At 64.1% G+C, this 14,699-nt stretch carries 16 protein-coding genes; 3 read left to right on the top strand and 13 right to left on the bottom strand.

Going from position 1 to position 14,699, the window contains the following annotated elements; translation table 11 throughout:
- From ACFQX9_RS31435 to ACFQX9_RS31390, 10 genes are all read right to left on the bottom strand, one after another.
- Positions 1–432 carry a thioesterase family protein gene (locus ACFQX9_RS31435; RefSeq protein ID WP_018458463.1) on the bottom strand — a complete coding sequence of 144 codons (432 nt, stop codon included), beginning with the start codon at positions 430–432 and terminating at the stop codon, positions 1–3.
- A 10-nt stretch (positions 433–442) separates the two neighbouring features.
- Positions 443–1,204 (bottom strand): SDR family NAD(P)-dependent oxidoreductase, encoded by a 762-nt coding sequence (locus tag ACFQX9_RS31430; RefSeq protein ID WP_377791472.1) that lies wholly within the window; start codon positions 1,202–1,204, stop codon positions 443–445.
- A 26-nt stretch (positions 1,205–1,230) separates the two neighbouring features.
- The gene (locus tag ACFQX9_RS31425) at positions 1,231–3,114 is read right to left on the bottom strand and encodes a feruloyl-CoA synthase (RefSeq protein ID WP_368508820.1); all 1,884 of its coding nucleotides are present in this window, start codon (positions 3,112–3,114) and stop codon (positions 1,231–1,233) included.
- Positions 3,111–3,920 carry a crotonase/enoyl-CoA hydratase family protein gene (locus ACFQX9_RS31420; RefSeq protein ID WP_085361644.1) on the bottom strand — a complete coding sequence of 270 codons (810 nt, stop codon included), beginning with the start codon at positions 3,918–3,920 and terminating at the stop codon, positions 3,111–3,113. The genes ACFQX9_RS31425 and ACFQX9_RS31420 overlap by 4 nt, the downstream gene beginning before the upstream one ends.
- 147 nt (positions 3,921–4,067) lie before the next feature.
- Positions 4,068–4,466 (bottom strand): type II toxin-antitoxin system HicB family antitoxin, encoded by a 399-nt coding sequence (locus tag ACFQX9_RS31415; RefSeq protein WP_085351700.1) that lies wholly within the window; start codon positions 4,464–4,466, stop codon positions 4,068–4,070.
- 5 nt (positions 4,467–4,471) lie between these two features.
- Positions 4,472–4,660, bottom strand: a complete 189-nt coding sequence (locus ACFQX9_RS31410; RefSeq protein WP_085351701.1) for a type II toxin-antitoxin system HicA family toxin — start codon at positions 4,658–4,660, stop codon at positions 4,472–4,474.
- Positions 4,661–4,701: 41 nt separating this feature from the next.
- The gene (locus ACFQX9_RS31405; RefSeq protein WP_377791471.1) at positions 4,702–5,163 is read right to left on the bottom strand and encodes a DUF3237 domain-containing protein; all 462 of its coding nucleotides are present in this window, start codon (positions 5,161–5,163) and stop codon (positions 4,702–4,704) included.
- A gap of 210 nt (positions 5,164–5,373) precedes the next feature.
- Positions 5,374–6,693, bottom strand: coding sequence for a TRAP transporter large permease (locus ACFQX9_RS31400; RefSeq protein ID WP_018458468.1), 1,320 nt, complete (start codon positions 6,691–6,693; stop codon positions 5,374–5,376).
- 2 nt (positions 6,694–6,695) lie between these two features.
- Positions 6,696–7,205, bottom strand: a complete 510-nt coding sequence (locus ACFQX9_RS31395) for a TRAP transporter small permease (RefSeq protein WP_018458469.1) — start codon at positions 7,203–7,205, stop codon at positions 6,696–6,698.
- A gap of 119 nt (positions 7,206–7,324) precedes the next feature.
- Positions 7,325–8,341 (bottom strand): TRAP transporter substrate-binding protein, encoded by a 1,017-nt coding sequence (locus ACFQX9_RS31390; RefSeq protein ID WP_018458470.1) that lies wholly within the window; start codon positions 8,339–8,341, stop codon positions 7,325–7,327.
- A gap of 214 nt (positions 8,342–8,555) precedes the next feature.
- On the opposite strand from ACFQX9_RS31390, the gene pobA reads away from it, so the two are divergent.
- Positions 8,556–9,725, top strand: a complete 1,170-nt coding sequence (gene pobA / locus ACFQX9_RS31385) for a 4-hydroxybenzoate 3-monooxygenase (RefSeq protein WP_026233588.1) — start codon at positions 8,556–8,558, stop codon at positions 9,723–9,725.
- Positions 9,726–9,959: 234 nt separating this feature from the next.
- Positions 9,960–10,379 carry a PaaI family thioesterase gene (locus ACFQX9_RS31380; RefSeq protein WP_018458472.1) on the top strand — a complete coding sequence of 140 codons (420 nt, stop codon included), beginning with the start codon at positions 9,960–9,962 and terminating at the stop codon, positions 10,377–10,379.
- A 5-nt stretch (positions 10,380–10,384) separates the two neighbouring features.
- Here the strand turns inward: ACFQX9_RS31380 and ACFQX9_RS31375 are convergent, their stop codons facing one another.
- Positions 10,385–11,269, bottom strand: a complete 885-nt coding sequence (locus ACFQX9_RS31375; protein ID WP_018458473.1) for a LysR family transcriptional regulator — start codon at positions 11,267–11,269, stop codon at positions 10,385–10,387.
- 120 nt (positions 11,270–11,389) lie between these two features.
- Between ACFQX9_RS31375 and ACFQX9_RS31370 the strand changes: the two genes are divergently transcribed.
- On the top strand, positions 11,390–12,013 hold the full coding sequence (locus tag ACFQX9_RS31370) for a pyridoxamine 5'-phosphate oxidase family protein (protein ID WP_085361639.1): 624 nt from the start codon (positions 11,390–11,392) through the stop codon (positions 12,011–12,013).
- A 181-nt stretch (positions 12,014–12,194) separates the two neighbouring features.
- Here ACFQX9_RS31370 and ACFQX9_RS31365 read toward each other — a convergent pair whose 3' ends face one another.
- Both ACFQX9_RS31365 and ACFQX9_RS31360 read right to left on the bottom strand, forming a co-directional pair.
- Positions 12,195–12,926 (bottom strand): ABC transporter ATP-binding protein, encoded by a 732-nt coding sequence (locus ACFQX9_RS31365; RefSeq protein ID WP_027570159.1) that lies wholly within the window; start codon positions 12,924–12,926, stop codon positions 12,195–12,197.
- Positions 12,923–14,692: an ATP-binding cassette domain-containing protein gene (locus ACFQX9_RS31360; protein ID WP_377791470.1), complete on the bottom strand. Its 1,770-nt coding sequence runs from the start codon at positions 14,690–14,692 to the stop codon at positions 12,923–12,925. The genes ACFQX9_RS31365 and ACFQX9_RS31360 overlap by 4 nt, the downstream gene beginning before the upstream one ends.
- Between the last annotated feature and the right edge of the window lie 7 nt (positions 14,693–14,699).

Here is a 14,699-nt window from a genome sequence, read left to right as displayed (position 1 = left end):
TTAGCTCCGGGCCTCGCTCCCCGTGAATTTGGCTACCATTTCCGCAGGAAACGGTGCCGATTTCAGTTTGTCGGGGTTAACGGGGTCGCGCCCGACCAGGACACGGGTCTCGAAACCCTCGATCGCCAGCGCCTCGCCCTTGAAGACGCTGTGCTTCACCTCGAAACTCGAGCGCTTGATGCTCTCGATCTTGGTTTCGATGGTGATCCAGTCGCCATAAGTCGAGGGGATGTAGAACTTGGCGCGTGTATCGACCATGGGAATGCCCACCAGGCCGTATTTCTTGACCAGGTCCTGCTTGGAGAAGCCGGCGACTTCGAACAGGGTCGACGTCGAATCGTCGAACATCGCGAAATAACGCGGGTAATAGACGATGTTGGCGGGGTCGCAGTCACCCCACTGGATCTGGACGTCGCGCCGGTTCACGAACATATGCCGCGCCCTATTTCGGCGCCATGCGCAGCGAGCCGTCGAGGCGCACCACTTCGCCGTTGAGGTAGGAATTCTCGACCATGTGCAGGGCGAGCGCCGCGAACTCGTCGGCGTGGCCGAGCCGGCGCGGGAACGGGATCGCGGCGGCGAGCGAGTCCTGGGCTTCCTGCGGCAGGTTGGCGAGCAGCGGCGTGAGGAACAGGCCGGGCGCGATCGTCAGCACGCGGACGCCGAACTGCGCCAGCTCGCGCGCGATCGGCAGCGTCATGCCGACGATGCCGCCCTTGGAGGCCGAATAGGCCGATTGCCCGATCTGGCCGTCATAAGCGGCAACGGATGCCGTGTTGATGATGACGCCGCGCTCGCCGGTTGCCTGCGGCTCGAGCTTGGACATCTCGTTCGCGGCAAGGCGGAGCATGTTGAAGGTGCCGATCAAATTGACCTTGATCACCTTGTCGAAATCGGCGAGCGCCATCGGGCCGTCGCGGCCGACGACGCGCTTGGCAACGCCGATGCCGGCGCAATTGACCAGCACGCGCGCGGGTCCATGGGACTTGGTCGCTTGGGCGATCGCAGCCTCAGCGGAAGCCGCATCGGAGATGTCGCAAGCCACAGCCACGCCCTTGATCTCGGCGGCGACAGTTTCGGCGAGCTTGGCATTGAGGTCGCACACCGCGACCCTGGCGCCCTGCGCCGCCAGCTTACGCGCGGTCGCCGCGCCCAGTCCCGACGCGCCGCCCGTGACGATGACAGCCTGATCCTTCAACAACATGGCGTTCTCCCTGGTGCGACGTTTTCTTACCCGACCGATATCACACGGTCCGATGGATTGGCAGCGTAGAGCTCCTCGATCAGCAGGCTGCGATGCTCGAGCACCGCGCGCTGGTTGATCGAGCCCTTGTCGGTGACCTCGCCCTTGTCGATCGAGAGTGGCGTGTCCAAGAGGATCGCGCGCGTGATCCGCGTCGAGGATCCCGTGGCCGCGCTGAGAAAGCGGGTCAGCCGTTCGCGAAATGCCTCGCGCACCAGCCGGTCGCGGGTCGCGACGACGAGATCGTCGGTCGGCAGCGTCGGGTTGATCAGCCGGCAGCCGTCGAGATCGAGCACGACGAGCGCGGAGATCTCGTCTCGGTTGATGCCGGCGATGACGACGTCGCGCACCAGCGGCGCGCAAGCCGCGACGAAGCGCGCGCGCAATGGGCCGACGCTGACCCAGGTGCCGCTGCCGAGCTTGAAATCCTCACCGATGCGGCCGTCGAAATCGAAGCCGGCATTGAGATCATCGGGATCGACGGGCTTGAGGGCATCGCCGAGCTTGTAGAAGCCTTCTTCGTCGAACGAATTTGCGGTGATGTCGGGCTGGCGCCAGTAGCCGGGCATCACGTTCGGCCCCTTGCAACGAACTTCCATCTTGCCGTTGTTCGGCACCAGCTTGGCGTCATTGCCGGATACGGGAAGCCCGACATGGCCGGAGCGGCTGGTGCGCGGGTTGACCGACATGAAGAACGGCGCGGTCTCGGTTGCACCGAGGCCGGTCAGCATCGGTACGCGGTAGCCTTTTTCCTTCACCGCGAGCTCGTCGAGGCTGTTCCAGACGAACGGCGACAGGGCCGCGCCCGAGAAGAACATCGCGTGCAGCCGGTCGAAGAATTTTGCGCGCAGCCCTTGGTCGTCGCGCAGATAAGGCAGCAGCGACTCGTAGCCCTTGGGCACGTTGAAATAGACCGTCGGCGAAATCTCCTGGAGATTGCGCACGGTCTCCTCGATGCCTCCCGGCACCGGCTTGCCGGCGTCGAGATACATCGAGCCGCCATTGTAAAGCGTCAGCCCGATGTTGTGGTTGCCGCCAAAAGTGTGATTCCAGGGCAGCCAGTCGATGATGACGGGCGGCTCGTCCTTGAGGAAGGCGAGCGTCTCGCGCAGCATCACCTGGTTGGCGCAGATCATGCGCTGGGTGTTGATGACCGCCTTGGGGTTGCCGGTCGAGCCCGAGGTCAGCAGGAATTTCGCGATGGTGTCGGGGCCGATCTTGCCGTGGACCTCGTCCAGATCGCCGCGGATCGGCGTTGCCATGAGGTCGGCGAGCAAGGTGACGTCGCGGCCCGGCACGCGACCGTAGGACGCGGCGATGTCGGTGCCGAGCGAGACGTTGGCCGCGAGCGCGTCGGCGAACTTTTCGGCGTCCTCGGCAAAGACGAGGCCGGGCGTCAGCAGCTTCATCAGGTAGGAGAGCTTGCCGTAATCCTTCGATACCAGCGAATAGGCGGGCGACACCGGGCAGAACGGAATGCCGGCATAGAACGCGCCGAACGCGAGCAATGCGTGGTCGATCGAATTGCCGGAGAGGATGACGACCGGCCGCTCCGCCGACAGCCCGCGCGCAATGAGCCCTGAGGCGATGTGCCGGCTCGCGGCGAGCAGCTCGGCGTAGCTGATCTTGCGCCAGCCGCGGCCACCTTCGCGCTCGGCCATGAAGACGCGATCGGGCGTCGCGCTCGCCCAGTGATGCAGGCGGTCGGTGATGCGGGCCGGATAATCGCCGAGCGGCTGTTTGGGCCGCAGATAAATCGTGCCGTCGTCGCGCCGCTCGATATTGACGACGGGATCGCCGAACGAAATGGGCCGCAGCGGGGAAGTGCTCGCGCCGCGCTCCATGCTGGAAGAGGACGGCTGCGCGCTCATGATTTCGGCTTCACCTTTGCGGTCTTGTGTTCGAGGAACTCGCGGATCCTGCGTTTTGCCTCTTTGTCGCTCTGCGCCACCGTCGCCATCAGCGATTCCATCAACAGGCCGGTCTGCGGATTGGCCTCCGCGATCATCGGCAGCGCCTGGAGCACGGCGAAGTTGGTCAGCGGCGCGTTGGAGGCGACCTTGGTCGCAAGCTCCATCGCCTTGCCGAGCCCGTTGCCGGCTTCCGTGACATATTGCGCAAAGCCGTAGGAGGTGCCTTCGGTCGCGGAATAGACGCGGCCGGTCAGCATCATGTCCATCATCCTGGCGACGCCGATCAGGCGCGGCAGGCGCACCGAACCGCCGCCACCGACGAAGATGCCGCGCTGCCCCTCCGGCAGCGCGAAATAGGTCGAGGGTTCGGCGACACGGATATGCGCCGCGCAGGCGAGCTCCAGCCCGCCTCCGATCACGGCGCCCCTGAGCGCGGCGATCACAGGCACGCGGCTGTACTGGATGCGGTCGAACACCCGGTGCCACATCTGGGAATGGAGAAGGCCGCCACTGGCATCATGGTCGGTCAGTTCGGAGAGGTCGAGACCGCTGGAAAAATGGTCGCCGATGCCGTGGATGACGACGGCGCCGATATCCTCGGGCAGGGCCGCAAAACACTCGCCGATCTCCAGGATGATGCCGTCGTTGAGCGCATTGCGCTTGGCCGGCCGATTGAGGCCGACGGTCAAAACCCGGTCCGCCCGCTCGATCTTCAAAAGCCCGGAGGCGCCCGCGTCAGCGGTCTCGGCGTTTCCCTGTGTCATTTGCGTCCTTGTCAGAATAGTTATGTTGTATAACGAATTCAGGGGGAGTCAACAAGGGAAGTCCCGCCGTTGCGCTTCGAAGCCTCCTTCGAAACGGGAAAACGTCAGCCAATTGGGCGCCGCATTCGGCGCAATACGTGGAGCGCCTCAGGCTGCGTCGGTCATCAGCTTCTTCGCGGCCTGAGCAAGCAGGCCCGATCGCGTGTAGCCGTGGGCCTCGGCGTATTTGTCAATTTGCTCCAGGACATCACCCGGCAAGGTGACATTGACGCGCACGACCTTCGGCAGATCGTCCTTCATCGAGACCAGAATGGCGACGCCCGAGCGGTTCTCGGGCTTGGACATGATATCTTCGAGTGAGGAAGGCTCTGGGATCGGTTCGCCGTCCTCCGCCATCCCCTCGAGGTGAAGCGCCAGCGCTTCCTCGGCCATGTCGCGTGCCTCGTCGAGCGTGGTTCCTGCGGTCACGAGGCCGGGCAGATCGGGAAACGACACGCCGAAATCGCTGTCGGCGTCCTTATGGATAAGACCAATGTAGTGGCGCATGGCGCTTACCTCAGCTTCAGGCCGGATTGCTTTTCAATACTCTTCAGTGTTCCGAGAGGGACGTCCCGCTTCGGATGAGGGACCGTGACCCGGCCCTGCTTCGCGGGGTGCTTGAACTGGACGTGGCTGCCCTTCTGAGCCACTTGGACCCAGCCATCTCTTTGAAGGACCGAGATAATTTCCAGGTCATTCATGATGTGTATTTATACACATTTGCCCATGCTCGTCAATGAACTCACATCACCTGATGCACGTCGATCACGACGCGGTCCGCATGCCGGGCTGCTGAACCGACAAAAATGTGCTGCATCAGCCAGCGGTATTTCTCATGCCCGGTCTCGAACTTCGGCACGGTGCGGAAATAGATCAGTTTGGGATCCACCGGCTCGCCGCGCTTGAGCTTTTGCAACAGCTCGACCGGGCCGAAGCGCATGCCCTTGTTCTCGACATAGACGGTGGCGCCGTCATCGGTTTGGAACGCGTACTTCGCTTCGAGATCAATCAGCTCATTCGGGCGGATGGTCTGGAAGTCCGCGCCGAACGGCAGCACCTTGCCGGTGATCGCACCCGTCACCTCGCCGCCGACGATCGGGATGATGCGGCGAATGCCGATACCGGTCTCGCCGGCGGTGACGACGTCGCCGATGCGTGCGGTGACGGTAAAGACGTATTTGGTCTCGAGGGTAGGGGCCGTCATCGGTCACCTTTCTGTATTGAACTAGCGCCGCTGTCCTTCCTTCTCCCTTGTGGGAGAAGGTGGCGCGAAGCGCCGGATGAGGGGTATGCCTCTCCAAACTCAGATCAGCGCTTGAGGAAATATACCCCTCACCCGTCTCGCCGCTTTGCGGCGAGCCACCCTCTCCCACAAGGGGAGAGGGAAAAGACAGCTCGCCGCTTTACCACCTCGTCAATGCGCCATCATCCGCGTCGGCAGCCATGTCGCCAGCAGCGGGAAGGCGATCAGGATCACCAGGCGCACCAGGTCTGTCGCCACGAACGGAATCACGCCCTTGAAGATGGTGGAGAAGGAAACGTCCTTCACCACGCTCTTGATGACAAAGACGTTCATGCCCACCGGCGGATGGATCAGGCCGAGCTCGACCGTCATGACGATGATGACGCCGAACCAGATCGGGTCGAAACCGAGATGCATGATCACGGGGAAGATGATCGGCACGGTGAGGATGATCATCGCCATGGCGTCCATCAGGCAGCCGAGCACGAGATACATCACCATGATCAGCGCCAGCACGCCGTAGGGGCCGAGACCGAGGCCGGTGAGGAATTCCGTCACCTTTTGCGGGGTCTGCGTCACCGTGAGGAAATAGCCGAAGATCAAGGCGCCGATCAGCACGGTGAACACGGCGGCGGCCGTGCGCGTCGCCTGGAGCAGCGACGCCAGAATCTTCTCGCGGTCGAGCCGGCCGGTCGCCACGCCGATGATGAAGGCGCCGGCGGCGCCGACGCCGCCCGCTTCCGTCGGCGTGAAGCGCGGCAAATAGGGCAGGCCGTAAAGGCCGCCGATCACGAACACGAACAGCAGCACCGGCGCCCAGATGTCCTTCAGGCCGGCGAAGCGCTCGCGCCACGGCAGCTCCTTGCCCTTGGGCAGGAAGTCGGGCCGGAAATAACCGATCAGGAAGATCGTGATCATGTACATGGTCATCGCGAGGATGCCCGGGATGATGCCGGCGATGAACAGCTTGCCGATGTCCTGCTCGGTGATGATGCCGTAGACGGCGAGCACGGTGGAGGGCGGCAGCATCGCACCCAGCGTGCCGCCGGCCGCGATCACGCCGGTGGCAAACGACTGCGGATAGCCGAAGCGGCGCATCTCGGGGTAAGCGACCGCGGAGAAGGTCGCGGCGGTCGCGACCGAGGAGCCGCAGATCGCGGCAAAGCCGCCGCAGGCGCCGACGGTGGCGATGCCGAGTCCGCCGCGCAAATGGCCGACAAAGCCGTTGGCGGCGCGGAACAGCTCGCGACTCATGCCGGAATTGCTGACGAACGAGCCCATCAGCAGAAACATCGGAATGACGCCGAAGGTGTAGTCGGTCACCGTGCGCATCGAGGTCTGGCCGACCAGCTTCAGCGCCGGCGTGGCGCCGACGAGATAGGAAAAGCCGGAGACGCCGACGAGGCCCATGGCCATGCCGACCGGCACGCGCAGCAGCATCAGGGCGAACAGGGAAACGAAGCCGATTACGGCGACGGCATCGGTGCTCATGATTACTCCGTCGCCTTCAGCTTGGGGTCGTGCATCTCTTCGGGATGGAAGATCAACCGGTAGGTGCGGATCGCGATCAGCAGCACGGCCGAGACGTCGCCGATCCAGGCGATCGCGAAGAACGGCCAGGTCGGCATGTGCATGTCGAAGGTCTGGACGTTGTCGTTGTAGGTGCCGCGCACCTTGTCGAACAGCGTCCAGGTCTGCACCGTCACGACGAACAGCAGCACCAGGGTCGCGAACACGTCGATCCAGCGCTGGTAGCGCGGCCCGACATTGCCCCAGACGAGGTCGACGGTGATGTGGGTGCCGCGATAGGAGGTCGCGGCGATGCCCCAGAAGATCAGGATGCCGAGCAGCATGCGGCCGATGTCGAAACTATCGGGGATCGAATAGTTCAGCGTGTTGCGAAGCAACACCGACAGGAAGATGTCGAGCGCGACGATGCCGACGAAAGCCGCTGCAATCCATTCGATCGAATCGATAATACGATCCATCCAGCTGCGCTTCATGGGTGCCATCCTCGGGCGGGAGAGGGAGAGGACGCGCGATGCGCTCCTCGCGTCTCGACCCGCGTGCAGAACAACGGCGGCGAGATGCATCCCGCCGCCGCATGTGTTTCGACGAAGAACTACTCCGCCAGCGCGTTGTACTTCTTCAGCGAGGCCTTCAGCTCGCTAAGCGCCGCGTCCGGATCCACGCCGGTCTTCTTCGCGCCGTCACTCCAGGTCTTCACCAGCGGCTCGGCGGCCTTCTTCCAGGCCGCGGTCTGCTCGGGCGTCAGCTTGTAGACCTCGTGACCGGACTCCGCCTTGACCTTGTCGATGCCGGCATCCTCGAACTTGCCCCAGTGCTCGCCGACCACGCCTGCCATTTCGACCGTGCAATTCTTGTCGATCGCGGCCTTCTGCTTGTCGGACATCGCATTGTACTTGTCCTTGTTCATGACGAACACGAAGGTCGTGGTGTAGAGCGGCGCCTCCATGTCGTATTTGGTCACCTTGTCGATGCCGAACAGCACCAGCGAGCCCCAGGGGAAGGTGACGCCATCGGCGACGCCGCGCTCGATGATGTCGCGCACTTCGGGCGCGGAGGATTGCACATTGGTGCCGCCGAGCGAGGTGACGAAGTTCGCCATGGTGGCGTGGGCGGGGCGGATCTTCAGGCCCTTCACGTCCTCCGGCATCACGATCTTCTTGGTGCGGGAATGGAAGGAGGAGGGCGAGTGGACGAAGGCGAGGCAGTATTTGACGTCCTTCATCTCCTTCTCGGCGTATTTGCGGTACCAGGCGTCGAGCCCCATCGAGCCGCCCTTGGCATCCGAGATCAGGAATGGCAATTCGCCAGCGCCGATGATCGGGAAACGGCCGGGCTGGTAGCCGGGATTGACATAGGTGACGTCGGCGATGCCGTCGCGCGCCATGTCGTAATGGTCGAACGCCTTGCCCATCTGCTGGGCCGGAAACACCTTGCCCTTGATGGTGCCGCCGGAATCCTTCTCGACCGCAGCAGCCCAGTCCTCCAGCGATTTCTGTAGTGGATGCGAGGCCGGCACCCAGTGCGAGATCTTCAAATCGAAGGTCTTGTCCTGCGCGAACGCAGGGCTCACGCTTGCTGCCAGCAGCAACGCCAGACAGGCTTTCCTCATCACGCGTCTCTCCCTCTTTTGACGGCGGGCTTCGATGGCCCGGTCTCGTTAATTAACATGTTATCTAGTTGGCCGGCGCGTTCAAGCCGGAACTGGCGCGACGTGCCGCCGCGCACTCCCTTTTGCCCAACCGTTATATGATATAATTATCGTGCGCGGACGGCAGCGACAAGCGAGCCACGCCGAAAGCCTACAGGATCGGGAGGAGCAAGTATTGCGGACAAAAGTCGCAATCATCGGGGCGGGGCCGGCAGGATTGTTGCTTGGGCAACTGCTGCATCATTATGGCATCGACAATGTCATTCTGGAGCGGCAGAGCCCGGACTATGTGCTCGGCCGCATCCGTGCCGGACTGCTGGAGGAGGGAACAGTTGCGCTGCTCGACCAGATCGGCGCCGGCGCACGGGCGCATGCCGAAGGGCTGGTGCATGAAGGGATCGAACTCACCTTCTCGGGGCGCCGCCACCGCATCGACATGAAGGCTGCGACCGGCAAGACGGTCATGATCTACGGCCAGACCGAGGTCACGCTCGATCTGATGAATGCGCGCACGGCCGCCGGCCTCACCTCGGTCTACGAGGCCAAGGACGTGCAGCCGCAGGATTTCGACGGCGGTCACCCGCGCGTAACCTACGTGAAAGATGGCGTCACCCACACCATCGATTGCGATTTCATCGCCGGTTGCGACGGGTTTCACGGCGTCAGCCGCGCCAGCGTTCCGGCTTCGGCCATCGAGGAGTTCGAGCGCATCTATCCGTTCGGCTGGCTGGGCATCCTCTCCGAGACGCCGCCGGTCAGCCACGAGCTGATCTATTCCAACCACGCCCGTGGCTTTGCGCTCTGCACCATGCGTTCGACCAGGCGCAGCCGTTACTATGTGCAGTGCGCGCTCGACGACCACGTCGACCAATGGCCGGACGACCGTTTCTGGGACGAGCTCAAGCGCCGGCTCGACCAGGACGCCGCCGACAGCTTGGTCACGGGCCCCTCGATTGAGAAGAGCATTGCGCCGCTGCGCAGCTTCGTCGCCGAGCCGATGCGCTTCGGCAGGATGTTCCTGTGCGGTGACGCCGCCCATATCGTGCCGCCGACCGGCGCCAAGGGGCTGAACCTGGCCGCGAGCGACGCGCATTATCTGTCGAGTGCGTTTCGCGAGTTCTACGACGAAAAATCCAGCGCCGGCATTGATGCCTATTCGGCGAAGGCGCTGGCGCGGGTCTGGAAGGCCGTGCGCTTCTCCTGGTGGATGACCTCGATGCTGCACAAATTCCCCGACACCGGCACCATCGGCGCGCGCATCCAGCTCGCCGAGCTCGACTATGTCACGCAGTCGCAGGCCGCGATGACCTCGCTGTCGGAGAATTACGTGGGGCTGCCGTTTTAGGGCGCGCCGTCATGCCTCGCGAAAGCGGGGCATCCAGTACGCCGCGGCCTCTCCGTATCACGTCACCGTCTCTGGAATACTGGATCACCCGCTTTCGCGGGTGATGACAGGGATAGCGGGGCGACGGCGCCACTCCTTTCAAACACCCGCGCAAATTCCGTTTAAAACTTTGTAGGTGGTGCATCTGTCCCGTCTGCCGCGTTCAATGGCGGGAGCCACCAACGCGAGACGGACATGACCAGCACCGACATTCCCGCCGGCTTCGAGCCGCACTTTCGCAAAGCCCCGCTCACCGATCCTTGGGAGCCGCTTTACTCCAGGAAGACCGACAACGGCGTCACCGTGGGATTGCGGCTGGCGAAACCGCACACCAACGCGCGCGGGCTGATCCATGGCGGCCTGATCGCGGCGCTGGCCGATGCCGCCATGGGCTACAGCTGCGCGCAGGCGACGGGCTGGACGACCTCGTTGGTCACGATCTCGCTGTCGGTCGACTATGTCGGCGCCGGCGAGATCGGCCAATGGCTCGCGGTCGAGGGTGAGGCGATCAAGACCGGCAGCACGATCTGTTTCGCGCAGTGCCTCGCGAAGGCCGACGGCGCCGTGATCGCCCGCGCCAGCGGCACCTTTCGCGTAGTGCCGAAGAAGGGGTGAGGGCGTCACCCGAATTTCCACTCCGCGGTCTCCACCACGAGATCGACGAAGGCACGCACCTTGGCGGAGAGCAGGCGCGAGGTCGGGTAGACGATGTGGATCGGCAACGCCGGCTGCTCGTATTTCGCCAACACGATTCTGAGCCGCCCGCGCCGCAGGCCCTCGGCAGCCTGATAGGCCAGCACCCGGGTCACGCCGCCGCCCGCCTCGGCATATTGCAGGGCGGCGTCGGCGCTGTTGCTGGCGAAGCGTGGATTCGGCGCCACCTCGATGTCGCGGCCGTCCTGCACGAAGCGCCAGTTCGCGGATGGACCGAAGGCGATGGTCTGGTGCCCGAGCAATGCCTCCGGCGTCTTCGGCTCGCCATGGCGCTTGAGATAGCCAGGTGTCGCCACCACGATCCGCCGCATCTCGCCGACCTGGCGCGCGACGAGGGAGGAGTCGGCGAGATGGCCGATCCGCACCGCGACGTCGACGGCATCTTCCACGAGATTGACCAGGTTGTCCGACAGCCGCAATTCGCAGGCGACCTCGGGATAGCGCTTGAGGTAGGCGATCATGACAGGCCCGACATGGAGCCGGCCAAAGCCGACCGGCGCCGACACCACCAGCCGCCCGCTCGGTCGGTTGCGCTCCTCCCGTGCCGAGCCGTCGGCCTCCTCGACATCGGCGAGGATGCGACGCGCGCGCTCGAGATAGCGCGTGCCGACGTCGGTCAGGGTCACTTGACGGGTGGTCCGCTGCAACAGCCGCGCGCCAAGATGCTCCTCCAGCGCCGCGATCAGCCGCGTCACCGCGGAGGGGGACAGCCGCAGTTTTCGTGCCGCCGGCGCGAAGCCGCGCAGGTCGGCGACGGTGACGAAAACATGCATGGCTTCGAGGCGATCCATGGCATTATTGCATATAACGCAACGATGAAGTGTCAAGCGGGATGATTGTTTTAGCCGGCGGGAGGTCCATTTTGGATGGCGAAGACGCAGGGATGCGCCGGGATTTCAGGAGATGTTCCGATGACGGCAACTCACACCTACGCCAGCGACGTGGCGTTCACGCCGGCGGTGAAGTCGATCCAGACCCGAAAGGGATCACGCGAAGGCTATGCCCATGCCGAGCAGCGCGGCTGGCGCACCGAGGTCGATGAGAACCTCGCGGCGTTCCTGGCCGACGCCAACAGCTTTTATCTCGCCACGGCATCGGCCGACGGCCAGCCCTACATCCAGCATCGTGGCGGCCCGAAGGGCTTCTTGAAGGTGCTGGACAAGCAGACGCTGGCTTTCACGGACTACGCCGGCAATCGGCAATACATCACGCAGGGAAACCTGTCTGAAAATCCCAAGGCCTACATCTTCGTGATGGACTACGCCCATCGCCGCCGGGTGAAGATCTGGGGCGAAGCGCGGGTGGTCGAGGACGACGAGGCGCTGACGACATCGCTGATGCCGAAAGGCTATCGCGCCCGGCCCGAGCAGGTGATCCTGTTCAAGATCGAAGCGTGGGACACGAACTGCCCGCAGCACATCCCGCAGAAGTTCGACGCTGGCGATGTGGCAGCGGCGCTGGCGGCAAGGGATGCGAAAATCGCGGAGCTGGAGGCGGAGGTGGCGGCGCTGAAGGGGGAGAAGGGGGCAAGCTAGGCCACGATCTTCGTCTCTCCCTGAATCCTCCGATGTCATGCCCCGCGAAGGCGGGGCATCCAGTACGCCGCGGCGCCTCGGTTCAAGCACAGCGGTCTTTGGAATACTGGATCGTCCGCCCCTGTGCGCAATTGCGCACTAGGCGGACGATGACAGATGAGTTTGAGGAAGCGTCTCGAAACTACAACACACTCGCGCCTTCGTGCTGGAAGCCGAGATAGCTCGCCGCCACGCGCTCATTCGCCGCGATGTCGCTGGCCTTGCCGCTGAGCACGAACTCGCCGAGCTCCATGACATAGGCCTGATCCGCGATCTTCAATGCCGCCTGCGCGTTCTGCTCGACCAGCAGCACGGAGACGCCGGCGGCGCGCAGTTCGGTGACGATGCGGAAAATGTCGGCGACGATGATCGGGGCGAGGCCGAGGCTCGGCTCGTCCAGCATCAGGAGCTTGGGCTCGCCCATCAGTGCGCGGCCCATTGCGAGCATCTGCTGCTCGCCGCCGGAGAGCGTGCCGGCGAGCTGCTTGCGCCGCTCCTTGAGCCGCGGAAACAGCGTGTAGACCCGCTCCATCGAGGCTTTCGCCTTGCTTCTCTCGATGCGGAAGGCCCCTAACTCGAGATTGTCCTCGACATTCATGGTCACGAACAATTCGCGGTGCTCGGGAACGAGGCCAAGCCCCATGGCGACGCGGTCCTCGATGTCGAGCCGCGACAGATCCTGACCTGCGAATGAAACGCGCCCCTTCAGCGGCAAGATGCCAATGATGGCGGAGAGCAGCGTGGTCTTGCCGGCGCCGTTGGCACCGACGATGGTGACGATCTGGTTCTGGCCGACTTCGAGCGAGACCGAGCGCACGGCCTCGACCTTGCCATAGGCGACATGGGCGTCGGCGACGGACAACAGCGCGCTCATGCCGCCACTCCGAGATAGGCCTTGATCACTTCGGGATTGGTCTTGATCGTGGCCGGCGTTCCTTCCGCGATCTTGGTGCCGAAATCGAGCACCACGATGCGGTCGGCGAGGTTCATGACGAAGCCCATGTCGTGCTCGACCAGCAGCACGCTCATGCCGCCGTCGCGCAGCTCGCGCAGCAGCGCCGCGAGCCGCTCCTTCTCCATGTGGCGCAGGCCGGCGGCCGGCTCGTCGAGCAGCAGCAGCATCGGATCGACGCACAACGCACGGGCGATCTCGACGATCCGTTGCTGTCCCAGTGAGAGCGAGCCTGCGAGCTGATGTATCTGCTCGCCAAGTCCGACCCGCTCGATCTGGCGGGCGGCTTCGGCGAGCAGCTTTGCCTCATCAGTGCGGTCGAGCCGCAGCATCGAGGAGATCGGCCCCGAATGGCCGCGCAGATGGGCACCGATCGCGACGTTTTCCAGCACGGTCATATCAGGCACCAGCTTGACGTGCTGGAAGGTGCGGGAGATGCCGAGCTTGACGATCTCCTGCGGCGGCGCCCTGTCGACCTTGTTGCCGAGCACGGAGATCGAGCCCGAGCTGGCCGACAGCACGCCGGTGATCAGGTTGAAGGTGGTGCTCTTGCCGGCGCCGTTGGGGCCGATCAGCGCGACGATCTCGCGAGCCTGGACGTCGAAGGAGACGTTGTTCACCGCGACCACGCCGCCAAATTGTTTCCGCGCCTTCTCGACCTGGAGCAGGACGCTGGATTGGCCGGGGGAGCGGGTGCGCTGCTCCAATTTCAGCGAAGTGTCCGGCTTTTTGCCACCGGTAGCCTGGGGCAGGAACGACATCAGCCAGGGCCAGACGCCGCCGGGGGCGAGCTGGAGCAACGCCACCAGCATGATGCCGAACACGATGGTTTCAACCTGGCCCGAGCCGGGCAGGATCAACGGCAGGTAGCTCTGCAGCACTTCCTTCAGGACCACGACCAGCGCCGCGCCCAGGACGCCGCCCCAGACATAGCCGGCGCCGCCGACCACGGCGATGAAGAGATACTCGATGCCCGCCTGCGCGCCGAACGGCGTCGGGTTCACCGCGCGCTGAAGATGGGCGTAGAGCCAGCCGGAGAGGCCGGCGAGCACGGCGGCATGGATGAACACCAGCATTTTCGCCCGCGGGGTGTGCACGCCGAACGCCTCGGCCGCGACATGGCCGCGCCGGAGCGCGCGGATGGCGCGGCCGGTGCGGGAGTCCAGCAGGTTCATCGTGAGCAACGCCGAGAGGATCACGGCAACCCAGATCGCGTAGTAGATCGAGCCGGGCGAGAGCATTTTGAACGAGCCGATCGACAGCGGCGGGATCGCCGAGATGCCGTCGTTTCTTCCCAAAAATTCCAGCTTGCTGAAGAGATAGAACAAGCCGAGTCCCCAGGCGAGCGTGCCGAGCGGCAGATAATGGCCGGAGAGACGGACCGTGACGAGGCCGAGCAGCACCGCCAGCAATCCGCTGACCAGCAGCGACAGTGGTAGCGTCAGCCAGGGCGACATGCCGTAGGTTGTCGACAGCACCGCGGTGGTGTAGGCGCCGAAGCCGACGAAGGCCGCTTGTCCAAACGAGGTCAGGCCGCCGACGCCGGTCAGCAGCACGAGGCCCATCGCGACCAGGGCCGCGAGGCCGATATTGTCGAGCAGCACGATCCAGAATGGGGGCATGCCCGGAACAAACGGGATCGCCGCCATGATCAGCGCGAAGATGAGGATGGGGAGCCGGCTCTGCATCTTGGCG

This window comes from Bradyrhizobium sp. GCM10028915, from assembly GCF_042666195.1.
Taxonomy (GTDB): Bacteria; Pseudomonadota; Alphaproteobacteria; order Rhizobiales; family Xanthobacteraceae; genus Bradyrhizobium; species Bradyrhizobium canariense_D.
The sequence above is the reverse complement of the archived record's forward strand: the minus strand, read 5'-3'. Positions and strand labels throughout refer to the sequence as shown.

Excerpts from the sequence above, each read along its gene's own strand:
- ACFQX9_RS31435 (WP_018458463.1), bottom strand. The coding sequence starts at position 432 with ATGTTCGTGAACCGGCGCGACGTCCAGATCCAGTGGGGTGACTGCGAC.
- ACFQX9_RS31430 (WP_377791472.1), bottom strand. The coding sequence starts at position 1,204 with ATGTTGTTGAAGGATCAGGCTGTCATCGTCACGGGCGGCGCGTCGGGA.
- ACFQX9_RS31425 (WP_368508820.1), bottom strand. The coding sequence starts at position 3,114 with ATGAGCGCGCAGCCGTCCTCTTCCAGCATGGAGCGCGGCGCGAGCACT.
- ACFQX9_RS31420 (WP_085361644.1), bottom strand. The coding sequence starts at position 3,920 with ATGACACAGGGAAACGCCGAGACCGCTGACGCGGGCGCCTCCGGGCTT.
- ACFQX9_RS31415 (WP_085351700.1), bottom strand. The coding sequence starts at position 4,466 with ATGCGCCACTACATTGGTCTTATCCATAAGGACGCCGACAGCGATTTC.
- ACFQX9_RS31410 (WP_085351701.1), bottom strand. The coding sequence starts at position 4,660 with ATGAATGACCTGGAAATTATCTCGGTCCTTCAAAGAGATGGCTGGGTC.
- ACFQX9_RS31405 (WP_377791471.1), bottom strand. The coding sequence starts at position 5,163 with ATGACGGCCCCTACCCTCGAGACCAAATACGTCTTTACCGTCACCGCA.
- ACFQX9_RS31400 (WP_018458468.1), bottom strand. The coding sequence starts at position 6,693 with ATGAGCACCGATGCCGTCGCCGTAATCGGCTTCGTTTCCCTGTTCGCC.
- ACFQX9_RS31395 (WP_018458469.1), bottom strand. The coding sequence starts at position 7,205 with ATGAAGCGCAGCTGGATGGATCGTATTATCGATTCGATCGAATGGATT.
- ACFQX9_RS31390 (WP_018458470.1), bottom strand. The coding sequence starts at position 8,341 with ATGAGGAAAGCCTGTCTGGCGTTGCTGCTGGCAGCAAGCGTGAGCCCT.
- ACFQX9_RS31380 (WP_018458472.1), top strand. The coding sequence starts at position 9,960 with ATGACCAGCACCGACATTCCCGCCGGCTTCGAGCCGCACTTTCGCAAA.
- ACFQX9_RS31375 (WP_018458473.1), bottom strand. The coding sequence starts at position 11,269 with ATGGATCGCCTCGAAGCCATGCATGTTTTCGTCACCGTCGCCGACCTG.
- ACFQX9_RS31370 (WP_085361639.1), top strand. The coding sequence starts at position 11,390 with ATGACGGCAACTCACACCTACGCCAGCGACGTGGCGTTCACGCCGGCG.
- ACFQX9_RS31365 (WP_027570159.1), bottom strand. The coding sequence starts at position 12,926 with ATGAGCGCGCTGTTGTCCGTCGCCGACGCCCATGTCGCCTATGGCAAG.
- ACFQX9_RS31360 (WP_377791470.1), bottom strand. The coding sequence starts at position 14,692 with ATGCAGAGCCGGCTCCCCATCCTCATCTTCGCGCTGATCATGGCGGCG.